Below are 12,394 nucleotides of genomic sequence, written 5' to 3' on the forward strand. Positions count from 1 at the left end.
TCCGTGCCGCGGATCTCAGACAGATGTATGAAGGGCGCGCACAAATGCGGCAGAATGCCCGGGTGATGTCGGATTCCCAGGATGACTACCAGGAGCTGGTCGACGAGATCTCCGAGTTGTTGGGCGCACCCGCGACCCTGGAGAACCGCGACTTCGAGCTGATCGCCTTCGGCGCCTACGACAGCGAGGGCGACCTCGATCCGTCCGCCCTCGACCCGGTGCGCACCCGCTCGATCCTGACCCGGCGCTCCACCGCGGCCGTCCGGGCCTGGTTCGAGGGCTTCGGCATCACCCGCGCGAGGGGCCCGGTCCGCATTCCGCCGACCCCGGAGGCGGGCGTGTACCGGGGGCGCACCTGTCTGCCGGTACGCCATCGGGGCGTCGTCCTCGGCTATGTGTGGCTCCTGGACACCGACCCCGGTCCGTCCGAGCGCCAACTGACGGCGGCCATGGAGGTCACCGCCCGGATCGGCGCCCTGCTCGCGGACGAGGCACAGCACGGCGCGGACCTGAGCCGGGAGCTGCGGGCGGTACTGACCGCCGAACGAGACTGGCAGCGGGACATGGCGGTGGCGGAACTGCGCACCGCCCTCGGCGCCCGCGCCGACACCCCGCACGCGGCGGTCTGCGTGGCCCCCTGGCCGTCGACCGACCCCGACGACGCGCCCTCGGTCCGCACGGTGCCGGGGGCGACCGCGCTGTGCACGGTGCCGTGGGGCGCGGCCGGCCAGTCGCTGGCGCTGCTGGTCCGGCTGCGCTCGGTGGACGTGCTGACCCCGGCGACGTCGGCGGCGGGCCGGCTGCTGGAGCGGACGCGGGGCGCGAGCGGGGCCGCGGGCGCCACAGCGGCCGGGATCTCCGCGCCGCGCACCGGACTGGCGGAACTGGGGACGGCCTGGTGGGAGGCGTCGGCGGCCGCCCGGGCGGCGCGCGCCGAGACCCGGTTCGGCCCGGTCGCCGAGTGGACGTCCATCGGGCCGTTCCGCCTGCTGACCGCACTGTCCCCGCAGTCCGCCCACGACCCCGTCGTACGGGTACTGCTCTCCCCCGCCCACCGCGAACTGGCCCGCACCGCCGAGGTCTACCTCGACCGCGCGGGCCAGGCCGGCCGCACGGCGGCCGAGCTGGGCATCCACCGCCAGACGCTGTACTACCGTCTCTCCCGCGTCGAACAGCTCACGGGCCTGGACCTGGACGACGGCGAGGACCGGCTGCTGCTCCACATGGCGCTCAAGGCGTACCGCCTGCAGCGGCCTTGATCACCCGGCGCAGGCCCTCGGTGAGCTGGGCCGCCTCGGGGGCGGACTTGGGATCGAAGGTCCACTGCGCGATGAGACCCGTCATCAGGGTGACGTAGAACGCCCCGAGGGTGTCCGCCGTCTCGTCGGAGACGTCCTCCTCCCGCCCGCCGATGAGCGAGGGGACGAGGCCGCGCCCGGCCTCCCGCTGGGCCCGCGCCAGATGGTCGCGCACCTCGGGCATCCGGTCGCCCATGACCAGGATCTCCATACTGAGGTGCCAGATCGACCCCGGCTCCCGCATGGTCTGGATGATGTTGGTCCAGACCACCTGGAACCGTTCGGTCGAGCCGGGTGCGGTCTCGTCCAGCGCGGCCCGGTCCCCCTCGAAGGCGTCGCCCATGCCCTCGACCAGCGAGACGTAGGCCTGCGCGAGCAACGCGTCCTTCGAGCCGTAGTGGTAGCCGATGGACGCCAGGTTGGTCCCCGACTCCTTGACGACGTCCCGCGCGGTCGTGCGCGCGAAGCCTTTCTCCAACAGGCAGCGCTTGGCGCCTTCCAGCAGATCCTCACGGTGTCCCATCGGACCACTCTACCCTTCGATCCATACACTCGTCCTATACATGCGTACTAGACAGCCGTGTAATACGTACGTACAGTCACCGGACATGACAACGAACCCGCCCCGCGCCGGCCGTCGCGAGTGGACCGCGCTGACTGTGCTGATGCTTCCGCTCCTGCTGGTGTCGATGGACGTCTCCGTCCTCTACTTCGCGGTCCCGGAGATCAGCGCGGACCTGGAGCCGAGCGGCACCCAGCAGTTGTGGATCTTCGACGTCTACGGTTTCGTACTGGCCGGCCTGCTGATGACGATGGGCTCGCTGGGCGACCGCATCGGCCGCCGCAGACTGCTCCTCATCGGCGCGGTGGCCTTCGGCGCCGCCTCACTGCTCGCGGCCTACGCGCACACCGCCGAGACCCTGATCGCGGCCCGCGCGGTCCTCGGCATCGGCGGCGCGACGCTGATGCCGACCACGATGGCGCTGGTCCGCACGATGTTCACCGACCCCGCCCAGCGGGCGAAGGCGATCGGGCTGTGGTCCGGGGTGATGACGGCCGGGATCGCACTCGGCTCGGTGATGAGCGGCGTTCTCGTCGAGCACTTCTGGTGGGGCTCGGTCTTCCTGGTCAACCTGCCCGCGATGGTCCTGCTGCTGGCCCTCGGCCCGGTACTGCTCCCCGAGTCGAAGAACCCGTCCCCCGGCCGCTTCGACCTGCTGAGCGTCCCGCTGTCGATGGCGGCGGTCCTGCCGGTGATCTACGGGCTGAAGGAACTGGCCGCCGAGGGCTGGAACGTCCGGTACGTCATGTCAATCACCGTCGGTCTGCTGTTCGCGGCACTGTTCGTGCAGCGCCAGCGCACGTCGGCCTCGCCGATGATCTCGCCGGCCCTCTTCCGCGGGCACGGCTTCACCCCGGCACTCGCGCTCAACACCGTGTCGGCCTTCGGGGTGATGGGCTCGGCGTACTTCACCACCCAGTACCTCCAGTCGGTCCTGGGCAAGAGTTCGCTGGAGGCGGCCCTGTGGAGCCTGCTGCCGTCGGTGCTCATCGGCGCCGCGGCACCGGTCGCCGCCCATCTGGTCCAGCGGGGCGCCGAGCGCGCGTACGTGGTGACGGGCGGCTTCCTCATCTCGGCGGCCGGCTACGGCCTGCTCGCCCTGGCCGGCACGGACTCGCTGTGGCTGGTGCTGGCCGCGTGCGGTGTCCTGGCCGCCGGCGTCGTCATCGCGATGTCCCTGCTCACCGACCTGGCCCTCAGCTCGGCGCCGGTCGAGAAGGCGGGCGCGGCCTCTTCCCTGCTGGAGACCGGCACCGAGTTCGGCGGCGCCCTGGGCATGGCCGCCCTCGGCTCCATCGGTACGGCCCTCTACCGCCGCGGCATGCCGTCGGACGCTCCCGCCCCGGCCCAGGAAACCCTGGGCGGCGCGCTGGCCGTCGCCGCCGAACTGCCGGGGCGCGCGGGGGACGCCCTGGCGACGGCGGCGCGGGAGGCGTTCACGGACGGCATGCAGGGCGCCGCGATCGCCGGGGCACTGCTGCTCACCGGGGCGGCGGGACTGGCGGCGGTGGGCCTGCGGCACATCAGAATGCGTCCGGAGGCGCCCACGGAGAACGCCGGACAGGCTGACCGGGTCAGCCTGTCCGGCGTTTGAGGACGAGCCCGTTCGAGGCGAACGGGGTCCCGGGGGCGAAGAGCCCCCGGGGCACGTCAGACCAGGTTCACCGACCGGGCCGACGTCGCACCGATCTCCGCCGCGACCTCCGCCAGCACCGCGGGGGGCACCGTGTCGTCGACGGTCAGCACGGCCAGCGCCTCACCGCCGACCGTCGCGCGGGCCACCTGCATCCCGGCGATGTTGACGCCGGCCTCGCCGATGACGCGGCCGACCGTGCCGACGACGCCGGGACGGTCCTCGTAGCGCAGGACGACCATGTGGTCGGCGAGAGCCAGGTCGACGTCGTACTCGCCGACGGCGACGATCTTCTGGAGGTGCTTCGGGCCGGCCAGCGTGCCGGAGACCGACACCTCCTCGCCGTCCGAGAGGGTGCCGCGCACGGTGACGACGTTGCGGTGCTCCGGGGACTCCGAGCTGGTGGTCAGCCGGACCTCGACGCCGCGCTCCTGGGCGAACAGCGGGGCGTTGACGTACGACACCGTCTCGTCGACGACGTCCTCGAAGACGCCCTTGAGGGCGGAGAGCTCCAGCACCTTCACGTCGTGCTGGGTGATCTCGCCGTAGACCTCGACGTCGAGGCGGACGGCGACCTCGCCGGCGAGCGCGGTGAAGATGCGGCCGAGGCGCTCGGCGAGCGGCAGACCGGGCTTGACGTCCTCGGCGATGACGCCGCCCTGGACGTTCACCGCGTCGGGGACCAGCTCACCGGCGAGGGCGAGGCGGACCGACTTGGCGACGGCGATGCCGGCCTTCTCCTGGGCCTCGTCGGTGGAGGCGCCGAGGTGCGGGGTGCAGACCACCTGGTCGAACTCGAACAGCGGCGAGTCCGTGCACGGCTCCTTGGCGTACACGTCCAGGCCGGCGCCGGCGACGCGGCCCTCCTTGAGCGCCGAGTACAGCGCCTCCTCGTCGACGATGCCGCCGCGCGCGGCGTTGACGATGCGGACGCTCGGCTTGACCTTGCGCAGCGCCTCGTCGCCGATCAGGCCGAGGGTCTCGGGGGTCTTGGGCAGGTGGACGGTGATGAAGTCGGAGACCTCGAGCAGCTCGTCCAGCGACAGCACCTTGACGCCCATCTGCGCGGCGCGGGCGGGCTGCACGTAGGGGTCGTAGGCGACGACCTTCATGCCGAAGGCCGACATGCGCTGCGCGACGAGGGCGCCGATGCGGCCCAGGCCCACCACACCGAGGGTCTTCTCGGCCAGCTCGACCCCGGTGTACTTGCTGCGCTTCCACTCGCCGTTCTTGAGCGCGGCGTTGGCCTGCGGGATGTTGCGCGCGGTGGCGACGATCAGGCCGCAGGCCAGCTCGGCGGCGGTCACGATGTTGGAGGTCGGGGCGTTGACCACCATGACGCCGGCCTTGGTGGCGGCGGAGACGTCCACGTTGTCCAGGCCGACACCCGCGCGGGCGACGACCTTGAGCTTCTTCGCGGCGGCGACGGCCTCGGCGTCGACCTTGGTCGCGGAGCGGACCAGGATCGCGTCCACGTCTGCGATGGCGGGAAGCAGTTCGGCGCGGTCCGCGCCGTTGCACTGGCGGATCTCGAAGTCGGGGCCAAGCGCGTCCACGGTCGCGGGCGACAGCTCTTCGGCGATGAGTACGACGGGTTTCGAGCTCACGTGAGTCCTCACAAGTCCAATGCGGACGGCCGTCCCGACGGCCGCAGGCGGTGGAGGGTTGGTGGCCGCGTGGAAGACGCACGACGCTGTGGGCCTGACGCGTATGTTGTGCAGCAGTCTAGTGGCGTGGCGGGAGTCGTCCTGCGCCTTGGCGGAAGGATCACCCGTCCGTGGCCGGACAGGTTGGACAACGCCGTGACACCGACGTCACCCGGGGTTCGCCGAAGGGGCCGGAGCGGGATGCTCCGGCCCCTTCGGGCGGGCGGCTTACGCCTCCTCGTCGACCCAGCTCATGAGCTTGCGCAGCTCCTTGCCGGTGGTCTCCAGCAGGTGCTCGGAGTCCTGCTGCTTGTACTCGTTGTACTTCTTCAGACCGCCGTGGTACTCGTCCATCCAGTTCCTGGCGAACGTGCCGTCCTGGATCTCGGCGAGGACCTTTTTCATCTCGGCCTTGGTGGCGTCGGTGATGATCCGCGGGCCGGTGACGTAGTCGCCCCACTCGGCGGTCTCGGAGATCGACCAGCGCATCTTCTCCAGGCCGCCCTCGTACATGAGGTCCACGATCAGCTTCAGCTCGTGCAGGCACTCGAAGTAGGCGATCTCCGGCTGGTAACCGGCCTCGGTCAGCGTCTCGAAGCCCGCCTTGACCAGCGCGGCCGTACCACCGCAGAGGACGGCCTGCTCACCGAACAGGTCGGTCTCGGTCTCCTCGGTGAACGTCGTCTTGATGACGCCGGCGCGGGTGCCGCCGATGCCCTTCGCGTACGACAGGGCCAGCGCGAAGCCGTTGCCCGTGGCGTCCTGCTCGACGGCGGCGATGCAGGGAACGCCGCGGCCCTCCTCGTACTGGCGGCGCACCAGGTGGCCCGGGCCCTTCGGGGCGACCATGCAGACGTCCACGCCGGCCGGGGGCTTGATGAAGCCGTAGCGGATGTTCAGGCCGTGACCGAAGAACAGCGCGTCGCCGTCCTTCAGGTTGTCCTTGATGTGCTCCTCGTAGACCTGGGCCTGGATCGGGTCCGGGACGAGGATCATGATGACGTCGGCCTCGGCGGCGGCCTCGGCCGGGCTCACCACGCGCAGGCCCTGCTCCTCGGCCTTGGCCTTGGACTTGGAGCCCTCGTGCAGACCGACGCGCACGTCGACGCCGGAGTCGCGCAGCGACAGGGCGTGGGCGTGGCCCTGGCTGCCGTAACCGATGACCGCGACCTTGCGGCCCTGGATGATGGACAGGTCGGCGTCGGCGTCGTAGAACAGCTCGGCCACTGGGTTCTCTCCTTGAGTGCAGGTGTTGCGTCCCACCGTATGCCGGTGAGGGGAGGGGAAGTCTCGGGGTCTCGGAATGCGGGCGGCCGGCCGTTCGCCTGCCGCCCGTTTCCGTCGTTATGCGGACCGGTCGAGTGCGCGCAGCGAGCGGTCCGTGATCGAACGGGCGCCGCGGCCGATGGCGATCGTGCCGGACTGGACGAGTTCCTTGATGCCGTACGGTTCCAGCATCTTGAGCATGGCGGACAGCTTGTCGCTGCTGCCGGTGGCCTCGATGGTGACGGCCTCCGGGGAGACGTCGACGGTCTTGGCGCGGAAGAGCTGGACGATCTCGACGATCTGGGAGCGCGTCTCGTTGTCGGAGCGCACCTTCACCAGAACGAGTTCGCGCTGGACCGCCTGGGTGGGCTCCAGCTCGACGATCTTGAGCACGTTGACCAGCTTGTTGAGCTGCTTGGTGACCTGCTCCAGCGGGAACTCCTCGACGCTCACCACGATGGTGATGCGGGAGATGTCGGGGTGTTCGGTGACGCCGACGGCGAGCGAGTCGATGTTGAACCCGCGGCGGGAGAACAGGGCGGCGATCCGGGCGAGGATGCCGGGGGTGTTCTCCACCAGGACGGAGAGCGTGTGCTTGGACATGATCTCTTCGGTCTCTCTCGCTCAGTCGTCTTCGTTGTCGCCGAAGTCGGGGCGGACGTCCCGGGCAGCCATGATCTCGTCGTTGGAGGTGCCGGCGGCGACCATCGGCCAGACCATCGCGTCCTCGTGGACGATGAAGTCGACGACGACGGGACGGTCGTTGATCGAGTTCGCCTCCTCGATGACCTTGTCGAGGTCGGCGGGGTCCTCACAGCGGATGGCGTAGCAGCCCATGGCCTCCGACAGCTTCACGAAGTCGGGGACGCGGGTGCCGGCGCTCGGCTGCTTGCCGTCGGCCTCCGGGCCGCTGTGCAGCACGGTGTTGGAGTACCGCTGGTTGTAGAACAGGGTCTGCCACTGGCGGACCATCCCGAGGGCGCCGTTGTTGATGATGGCGACCTTGATCGGGATGTTGTTCAGGGCGCAGGTGGTGAGTTCCTGGTTGGTCATCTGGAAGCAGCCGTCGCCGTCGATCGCCCAGACGGTCTGCCCGGGCGCGCCGGCCTTGGCTCCCATGGCGGCCGGGACGGCGTAGCCCATGGTCCCGGCGCCGCCGGAGTTCAGCCAGGTGGCGGGCTGCTCGTACCGGACGAAGTGCGCGGCCCACATCTGGTGCTGGCCGACGCCGGCCGCGAAGATCGTGCCCTCGGGCGCGAGCTGCCCGATGCGCTCGATGACCTGCTGCGGGGAGAGCGAACCGTCCTCGGGCTGGTCGTAGCCCAGGGGGTAGGTGTCGCGCCAGCGGCTGAGGTCCTTCCACCAGGCCGTGTAGTCGCCCTTGTTGCCCTCGCTGTGCTCCTTCTGGACGGCCTGCACGAGGTCGGCGATGACCTCGCGGGCGTCGCCGACGATCGGCACGTCGGCGGCGCGGTTCTTGCCGATCTCCGCCGGGTCGATGTCGGCGTGGACGATCTTGGCGAACGGGGCGAAGCTGTCCAGCTTGCCGGTGACGCGGTCGTCGAAGCGGGCTCCGAGGGCGACGATCAGGTCGGCCTTCTGCAGCGCGGTGACGGCGGTGACCGCACCGTGCATGCCCGGCATTCCCACGTGCAGCGGGTGGCTGTCGGGGAATGCGCCGAGCGCCATCAGGGTGGTGGTGACGGGCACTCCGGTGAGTTCGGCGAGGACCTTCAGCTCGGCGGTGGCCCGCGCCTTGAGGACGCCGCCGCCGACGTAGAGCACGGGGCGCTTCGCGGCGGTGATGAGCTTGGCCGCCTCGCGGATCTGCTTGGCGTGCGGCTTGGTGACCGGGCGGTAGCCGGGCAGGTCCATGACCGGCGGCCAGGAGAAGGTGGTCTTCTTCTGGAGGATGTCCTTGGGGATGTCGACCAGGACCGGGCCGGGGCGGCCGGTGGAGGCGATGTGGAACGCCTGCGCGATCACCCGGGGGATGTCCTCGGCCTTGGTGACCAGGAAACTGTGCTTGGTGACCGGCATGCTGATGCCGACGATGTCCGCCTCCTGGAAGGCGTCCGTGCCGATCGCGGAGGACACCACCTGGCCGGTGATCGCGACCAGCGGCACGGAGTCCATGTGCGCGTCGGCGATCGGGGTGACCAGGTTGGTGGCGCCGGGACCGGAGGTCGCCATGCAGACGCCGACCTTGCCGGTGGCCTGGGCGTAGCCGGTGGCCGCGTGTCCGGCGCCCTGCTCGTGGCGGACCAGGACGTGGCGCACCCTGGTGGAGTCCATCAGCGGGTCGTACGCCGGAAGGATCGTACCGCCGGGGATGCCGAATACCGTGTCGGCGCCGACCTCCTCGAGAGAGCGGATGAGGGACTGCGCACCCGTGACGTGCTCGGGGGCGGGCTGTCCTCCGGATCGGGGCCGCGGCTGTGGGTGATGGGCCCCGGTGGCCTGCTCGGTCATCGGCATTCTCTTCTCGATGCTGAGGGTTTTGATGCTGGGGGTTTTGCGGGGTTTCGAGCGGCGTGTTCCTGTTGCTCAGCGGTGCTGGTGCAACAAAAAACCCCTCGTGCCATCAGGCAAGCGAGGGGAGCGCGTCGGGTGTGGGTCGCTGGGAGTCCGGGTCGGTCCGGACGTCACCAGCTCAGCCGACGCGCTGTCCAAGTACGAGAATTCGGGTGCGCATGGCACTGACCCTCCCCCCGGCACGCACCCACTGTCAAGTGGGTGGGACGGGAGTCTCACCATGTGAGCGGAGGGCCGTGCCACCACCGAGGACGGCCGGCAGTCCGGCGCCGACACCGCCGACGACCTGGCCGGCACCGACGCCGCCGCCCGCACCGATCCCCGTCCCGACTCCGCCACCGGTTCCAGGGCCGCCGCCGGTGCCGACGCCCGTGGAGTACACCCCCGCGCCGCCGCCCGCGAAAGCCGGTTCGGCCGGTCCGTGCGGCACCGGGTAGTGGCCGGTTTTGAGCGCTCTGCGCAGCCGGTACTCGTCCAGCGGCCCGGAGAACGCCATGCCCTGCCCGTGCGTACAGCCCATCGCGCGCAGGGCGACGATCTGCTCGGGCACGTCCACGCCGTCGGCCACCGACTGCAGCCCGAGGTCCGTGGCGATGCGCAGCAGACCGCTGGTGATCTTGTGCAGCCGCGCCGACTCCACGACGCCCTCGATCAGGCCGCGGTCGAGCTTGAGGACGTCCACGGGGAGGCGCCGCAGCGCGGTGATCGCCGCGTAGCCGCTGCCGAAGCCGTCGAGGGCGATGCGGACGCCCACCCGTCGCAGGGCGTTCAGCCGGCGGTCCAGCTCGTCCAGGCCGACCCGTGGGTCGATGTCCGACAGTTCGATCACAAGTGAGCCGGGGGGCAGTCCGTGCCGGGTCAGCAGGGCCTCCACCGACCCGAGCGGCATCGAGCGGTCCAGCAGCCGGCGGGCGCCGATGCGTATGGCCACGGACACCGGCAGCCCGGCCGCCGCGCGTTCGGCGGCCTGCTCGACGGCCTCCTGGAGCACCCAGCGGTCCAGCTCGGCGGTCTTGTCGCCGTCCTCGGTCCCGCGCGGGAAATCGGCGGGGGTGAACAGCACCCCCTGCGAGGAGCGCCAGCGCGCCTGGGCGCAGACGGACGCGATCCGGCCGTCCGCCAGCGAGACCACCGGCTGGTGCAGCAGCGCGAACTCGCCGTCGTGCAGGGCGGCCCGCAGCCGCGTGGCCAGCTCGGCCTTGCGTACGACGTCCTGCTGCATCTGCGGCCGGTACAACTCGACGCGTCCCTTGCCGCCCGCCTTGGCGCGGTACATCGCGAGGTCGGCGTTGCGCAGCAGCTCGCCCGCGCCGAGGCCGGGTTCGGCGAAGGCGACTCCGATGGAGGCGTTGACACGGACATCGTTGCCGTCGATGAGGTAGGGCTGCGAGAGCGTCATCCTGAGACGGTCGGCGAGTTCCAGGATGTGTCCCTCGCGGGCCGTCCGGTCCCGGGCGCCGTCCCCGACGATCAGGGCCGCGAACTCGTCGCCGCCCAGCCGGGAGGCGGTGTCCCCCTTGCGGACGGCCTCGTGGAGTCTGCGGGCGGCCTGCACGAGCAGCTCGTCGCCGGCCTGGTGCCCGATGGTGTCGTTGACCGCCTTGAAGCCGTCGAGGTCGATGAAGAGCACCGCCGTGCCCCGCAGGGCGGCGCCGCGGTCGGAGGCACGGCGGCCGGACAGGGCCTGCTGCACGCGCCGGGTGAACAGGGCGCGGTTGGGCAGGTCGGTCAGCGGATCGTGTTCGGCGTTGTGCTGGAGCTGCGCCTGGAGGCGCACTCTTTCGGTCACGTCCCGGCTGTTGAAGATCAGGCCCCCGTGGTGGCGGTTGACGGTGGACTCGACGTTGAGCCAGCCGCCCTCCCCGGAACGGAAACGGCACTCGATGCGCGTGGTGGGCTCCTCGACCGGGCTCGCGGCGAGGAAGCGGCGCACCTCGTGCACCACGCAGCCGAGGTCCTCCGGGTGGATGAGACCGGCCAGTTCACTGCCGACGAGCTCCTCGGCGGGGCTCCCGTAGACCCCGGCGGCGGCCGGGGAGACATACCGGAGGATGCCGTTGGGCGCGGCGATCATGATGACGTCGCTGGAGCCCTGCACCAGGGAGCGGAAGTGGTTCTCCTTCTGGGCCAGTTCCTGGGTGAGGGTGATGTTGTCGAGCAGCATGATGCCCTGGCGCACGACGAGCGCGAGCACCACGGTGCCGCCGGTCAGCAGCACCACGCGGTCGACGCTGCGCCCGTTGAGGACGTTGTAGAGGATGCCCAGGGTGCAGACCGCGGCGGCGAGGTACGGCGTGAGCGCGGCCAGTGACCCGGCGATGGGCCGGGAGCCCGGGTAGCGGCCGCGCTCGCCCCCCGGCCCGGGCACCGGTGGGGGCGTGGTCTGGTGACCGGTGCCGCGCTGTCCGGGCACGTGTTCGCGCACCACGCGCGTGTGCCCGCCGGGCACGTCCTCCGCCGACGGCCGCCCGTGCCGGGACGCCGCCCAGGGCGCGTAGGCGAGCAGCATCGAACCGGCGAACCAGCCCGCGTCGAGCAACTGGCCGGAGCGGTAGCTGTTGTGCAGCAGCGGCGAGGTGAACAGGGCGTCGCAGAGCACCGTGAGGGCGAGCGCGCCGATGGCCGTGTTGACCGCGGATCTGCACACGGGCGACCGCCGGAAGTGCAGGGCGAGCACCATGCTGACGAGGGCGATGTCGAGCAGCGGGTAGGCCACCGAGAGCGCGGAGTGCGCCACGCTGGAACCGCCCTCGGCCTTGGCCGCCTGGGCGAGCGCCAGGCTCCACGCCAGGGTCAGCAGCGAACCGCCGATCAGCCAGGCGTCCAGGCCCAGACAGATCCAGCCGGCCTTCGTCACAGGCCGCTTGGCCAGCACCAGCAGCCCCACGATGGCGGGCGGCGCGAAGCACAGGAAGAACAGGTCCGCGTAGCTGGGGCTGGGCACGGGCTGACGCAGGACGACCTCGTACCACCCCCAGACCAGATTGCCCAGGGCCGCCATCGCCGAGGAGAGGGCGAACAGCAGCCAGGCGGGTCGGAAGCGGACGCGGCGCCCGCGGGCGTAGACGAAGCAGGAGACGGCGGCGGCGGCCGCGGCGGCGCTGAGCCCGAAGTCACCCATGATCTTGGCGAGGTGCTCCGAACCCCAGCCGAACGCGGAACCGACGGCGTATCCCCCACAGACCAGGGCCAGCACGAGCTGGCGTACGAGGGCCGGTCCGCCGGCGGCGGCCGACGGGCGGGGCAGCAGCGGTCCGGGGGAGGGCTTGGTCCGGACCGCTCCGTCCAGGATGGGCGCGGGCGGCGGGCTCACCGGGACCTCCCGGTCCGCGCCGCTCCCGTGTCCCGCGGGCCCCGGTGCGCCGGCTGGGACTGCTTCCCGCGGCCGCTCGGCCGGCGCTGGGGAGGGCCGCAGGGACCGTGACGGCCCCCGTGCCGGCCGTACCGACCTCCT

The 12,394-nt window shown here is 71.2% G+C and carries 8 protein-coding genes; 2 read left to right on the forward strand and 6 right to left on the reverse strand.

Annotated features, from left to right (window positions below; all coding sequences use genetic code 11):
• The first annotated feature begins 44 nt into the window (after positions 1 to 44).
• A complete protein-coding gene (locus tag B1H29_RS11030; RefSeq protein ID WP_055421811.1) occupies positions 45 to 1,259 on the forward strand; it encodes a PucR family transcriptional regulator in 1,215 nt (404 codons plus the stop codon).
• Here the strand turns inward: B1H29_RS11030 and B1H29_RS11035 are convergent.
• Complete coding sequence (locus B1H29_RS11035; RefSeq protein ID WP_055421812.1) at positions 1,231 to 1,821, reverse strand: TetR/AcrR family transcriptional regulator; 591 nt, start codon at positions 1,819 to 1,821, stop codon at positions 1,231 to 1,233. The two genes, B1H29_RS11030 and B1H29_RS11035, sit on opposite strands and share 29 nt — an antisense overlap.
• Before the next feature lie 85 nt (positions 1,822 to 1,906).
• On the opposite strand from B1H29_RS11035, the gene B1H29_RS11040 reads away from it, so the two are divergent.
• Positions 1,907 to 3,454, forward strand: a complete 1,548-nt coding sequence (locus B1H29_RS11040) for an MFS transporter (protein ID WP_055421813.1) — start codon at positions 1,907 to 1,909, stop codon at positions 3,452 to 3,454.
• Positions 3,455 to 3,510: 56 nt separating this feature from the next.
• Here the strand turns inward: B1H29_RS11040 and serA are convergent, their stop codons facing one another.
• The 5 genes from serA to B1H29_RS11070 all read right to left on the reverse strand — a co-directional run bounded on the left by serA (position 3,511) and on the right by B1H29_RS11070 (position 12,253).
• Complete coding sequence (gene serA / locus B1H29_RS11045) at positions 3,511 to 5,100, reverse strand: phosphoglycerate dehydrogenase (protein WP_055421814.1); 1,590 nt, start codon at positions 5,098 to 5,100, stop codon at positions 3,511 to 3,513.
• Between the two features lie 267 nt (positions 5,101 to 5,367).
• Entirely contained in the window at positions 5,368 to 6,366 is a 999-nt protein-coding gene (gene ilvC / locus B1H29_RS11050; RefSeq protein WP_055421815.1) for a ketol-acid reductoisomerase, read from the reverse strand.
• 117 nt (positions 6,367 to 6,483) lie between these two features.
• Positions 6,484 to 7,008, reverse strand: coding sequence for an acetolactate synthase small subunit (gene ilvN, locus B1H29_RS11055; RefSeq protein WP_055421816.1), 525 nt, complete (start codon positions 7,006 to 7,008; stop codon positions 6,484 to 6,486).
• Positions 7,009 to 7,029: 21 nt separating this feature from the next.
• Positions 7,030 to 8,877 (reverse strand): acetolactate synthase large subunit, encoded by a 1,848-nt coding sequence (locus tag B1H29_RS11060; RefSeq protein ID WP_079160151.1) that lies wholly within the window; start codon positions 8,875 to 8,877, stop codon positions 7,030 to 7,032.
• Between the two features lie 256 nt (positions 8,878 to 9,133).
• Positions 9,134 to 12,253 carry a putative bifunctional diguanylate cyclase/phosphodiesterase gene (locus B1H29_RS11070; RefSeq protein ID WP_055421818.1) on the reverse strand — a complete coding sequence of 1,040 codons (3,120 nt, stop codon included), beginning with the start codon at positions 12,251 to 12,253 and terminating at the stop codon, positions 9,134 to 9,136.
• Between the last annotated feature and the right edge of the window lie 141 nt (positions 12,254 to 12,394).

This window comes from Streptomyces pactum (genome assembly GCF_002005225.1).
GTDB classification, from domain to species: Bacteria; Actinomycetota; Actinomycetes; order Streptomycetales; family Streptomycetaceae; genus Streptomyces; species Streptomyces pactum_A.